Here is a 2,996-nt window from a genome sequence, read left to right as displayed (position 1 = left end):
GACGATGGCTATTGTCAGCGCCATCATCACCGCCGCGCCCAACCCCTGCACGGCGCGCGCGGCGATCAGCAGCGCCAGTGACGGGGCAAGCGCGGCGGCAAACGAGGCGGCGCTGAACAGCGCCAGGCCGGCGATCAGCAGCAGCCGGCGGCCGACGAGATCGCCGAGGCGCCCGACGCTGACGATCAGCGCGGTGATGGCCAGCAGATAGGCGAGCACCACCCATTGCACCGCCGGAAAGGAGGCGGCGAAGACCACGCTCAACGTCGGCAGCGCGACATTGGCGATGCTGGTGGCGAGCGAGGAGACCAGCATGGCCAGAGACAGGCTGGCCAGCGCGCCCGCCGTTGAATGGCTTACGGGCGCGGCGCGGGTCTCGGCAATATCGGCCATGATGTCTTCTCCGTCGGGTGAAACGCGCCGGGAAGATAGGCGTCCAGCCGATATGGCGGAACACGCAGCATTTGCACTTGATCAGTGCACGAAACGCCATGTCATCGAGCGACAACCATGCTATGGTTGCGCTTATGTCGCGACCCGATCTCAACCTGCTCGTCACGCTGGATGTGCTGCTTGCCGAAGGCAGCGTCGCCAAGGCGGCGCGGCGGCTGAAGCTCAGTCCTTCGGCGATGAGCCGGGCACTGGCGAGGCTGCGCGAGGCGACGGGCGATCCGCTTCTGGTGCGCGCAGGGCGAGGCCTGGTGCCGACGCCGCGCGCCGCGGAGCTCGGCGCGGAAGTCGGCCGGCTGGTCAAGGAGGCGGAAGCGATGCTGCGGCCCGCCGAGCGGCTCGACCTCGCCCGGCTCAACCGCAGCTTCACGCTGCGCAACAGCGACGGCTTCGTCGAGAATTTCGGCCCGGCGCTGCTGGCCCGCGCGTCGCGGGAAGCGCCGGGCGTGCAATTGCGCTTCGTGCCCAAGCCCGACAAGGACAGCGGACCGATGCGCGAGGGCGCGGTCGATCTGGAGACCGGCGTGATCGGCACCACGACCGGGCCGGAGGTGCGCTCGCGGGCGCTGTTCCGCGACCGCTTCGTCGGCGTCGCGCGGGCCGGCCATCCTTTGAGCGAAGGCCGCGTCACCGCCGCCCGCTTCGCGGCCGGACGCCACATATTGATCTCGCGGCGCGGGCTCGATCGCGGCCCGGTAGACGACGCGCTGGACCTCGCGGGGCTGACGCGAACGATCGCGACCGTGGTCGGCGGCTTCGCCGAGGCGCTGGCGCTGGCGCGGGGCTCGGACCTCATCGCCACGGTGCCGGAGCGCTATACGGGCACGCTGCGCGAGGGCCTGTTCACCTTTTCACTGCCGGTCAAACTTGCCCCGCTGACGATCTCGCTGTTGTGGCATCCGAGGCTCGATGCCGATCCGGCGCATCGGTGGCTGCGGGGGCTGGTGAAGGAGGTGTGCGGCGGGGCGCGTAATCCCGGCCCTTGAAAGGGATTGACGCGGCGAGGAACCAACGATGCGCCGCGGGAGGCACTTCGTTAACGTTAGCCTTTACTAACGTATACTGCGCGCAAGAAAAACCGTGCCGTTCATGGAACCCATGGCATGGTCAGCGCGTTGCCGGGCGCTTTTGCAACAGCCGGAGGCTCGCTTGGGCGAATTCAGGAAGTTCGCGTGCCCCCGGTGCCTGGGCGCCGGCAAGGTGTTCGAGTGTGAAAAGCAGGTGGCGTCGAAAAGCTCATGCTGTCCCTCGGGCACGTTGCGCGACAGTGCCCCGGACAACGGGTTTCCTGCCAGGCCTGCAACGGAACCGGCCTGCGCGGCTACGGCGCATCTCCTCTTTTGCAGGACTGAGCGGCGAGAGGTGAATCACGGCCGGTGCGGCTCAGGCCCGCGACCTTCGAATTCAAAGCGATCGGACAGAGAATAGTCGATCCGTTTGCCGGAATTGCTTTAGGCGCTGGCGCCGCCCATCAGCGCGGCGACCAGGGTCGCCAGGAAGACAAGCAGCCCCAACGCGACCCGGTCCAGCCACCCGCGCCGTCTGGCAAGGATCTCGAACAACCGATTGGCCATCGCAACTTCCCCCTTCGCTTGCGCCATACTCTACCATGCATTTCATGAGAACATCATGAAATGGCTCACAGAGCCTCCGATGCCGCTTCAAGGGAAAATCGGCCGCTGCCGGTGGCCCGATGCCGCGCTGCGAAATGCACCCAAAAAAAGTCGGGATCGAAGGGACAGTCCGTCTGGCGAAAAATCAGCTTATTCAAGCGGATACGCATATATGTGCGGCGCGGTATGCTGGACATCGGAAATGCCCGGAATTCCGCCATTTCATGGCTCTTCGCCGTGGCCCCAGCCTGACTGCCGAGCGTGCTTCGAGCGCGAAAAGGGCGGCTAAAAAGGCGCTTCTTGAGCCCTCGGCGACGGCGTTGACAGGGCACCGCGCCAATGGCACTCCGCAAGCACTGGTCACGCCATGACCGTTGCTGTTGGGGACGGACGGGGTTTCAGCAGCTTGGCGGCGGCGCCGGACGGGCGGGCACATGCAGTGTACCGCCCGCTCCTGGCCGGTCCCGGATTCCAGTTCTGCCGCTGCTTCCAACGTAACCGATCGCGCTTGCGCGCCGGGAATGACACAGGACAATTAGCCGGCATGCTGCAGCCAACGGCGGTCGAAGACATCGAGGATGGCGCGGAATTCGGCCGGCGGAATCTGGCCGACGTCACCCTCGCCGTCTGCACCGAGGAATCGTCCCAGCAGCCGGTCAACCGCCTCTGGATGCTCGATGGCGATGCCGAGCGCCGCCAGATCGGTGGCGAGCGACCCCTGCGGCAGCAGATATCCGCCCCATTCTGAGGTGCCGGGCACCGGGTCGCGCAGGCGCACCATGATGATCCTGGTGAACGAGGGCTGCGCCTCGGGGCCGATGATGGCCGTACCGCACATATAGCCGCCCAGCACGCTGCCCGGCTGCGACTGAGGGAACAGGCTGAAGAAGAACTGGGCATCGCCGCCGGCCTCCCTGACATGGATGTACAGGC

3 protein-coding genes and 1 pseudogene are annotated in these 2,996 nt (G+C 66.5%); 1 reads left to right on the top strand and 3 read right to left on the bottom strand.

Annotation, left to right across the window (positions count from 1 at the left end):
- Positions 1-393 (bottom strand): MFS transporter (locus EOA28_RS30970; protein WP_128315623.1); only part of this gene is annotated, 393 nt, incomplete at its 3' end.
- Positions 394-527: 134 nt separating this feature from the next.
- Between EOA28_RS30970 and EOA28_RS30965 the strand changes: the two genes are divergently transcribed.
- On the top strand, positions 528-1,436 hold the full coding sequence (locus EOA28_RS30965; RefSeq protein ID WP_127252658.1) for a LysR family transcriptional regulator: 909 nt from the start codon (positions 528-530) through the stop codon (positions 1,434-1,436).
- A 465-nt stretch (positions 1,437-1,901) separates the two neighbouring features.
- Here the strand turns inward: EOA28_RS30965 and EOA28_RS41010 are convergent, their stop codons facing one another.
- Entirely contained in the window at positions 1,902-2,024 is a 123-nt protein-coding gene (locus tag EOA28_RS41010) for a hypothetical protein (RefSeq protein ID WP_281058744.1), read from the bottom strand.
- 574 nt (positions 2,025-2,598) lie between these two features.
- Positions 2,599-2,996 (bottom strand): annotated as a pseudogene (locus EOA28_RS30960) (hypothetical protein); the annotation flags it as partial.

It is taken from the genome of Mesorhizobium sp. M2A.F.Ca.ET.067.02.1.1, from assembly GCF_004023285.1.
Classification (GTDB): domain Bacteria; phylum Pseudomonadota; class Alphaproteobacteria; order Rhizobiales; family Rhizobiaceae; genus Mesorhizobium.
Note: the sequence above shows the minus strand (reverse complement) of the source record. Positions and strands in the feature narration are given on the sequence as shown.

What these genes read in the sequence shown, in the direction of transcription:
- EOA28_RS30965 (WP_127252658.1), top strand. Translation starts at nt 528, where the DNA reads ATGTCGCGACCCGATCTCAACCTGCTCGTCACGCTGGATGTGCTGCTT.
- EOA28_RS41010 (WP_281058744.1), bottom strand. Translation starts at nt 2,024, where the DNA reads ATGGCCAATCGGTTGTTCGAGATCCTTGCCAGACGGCGCGGGTGGCTG.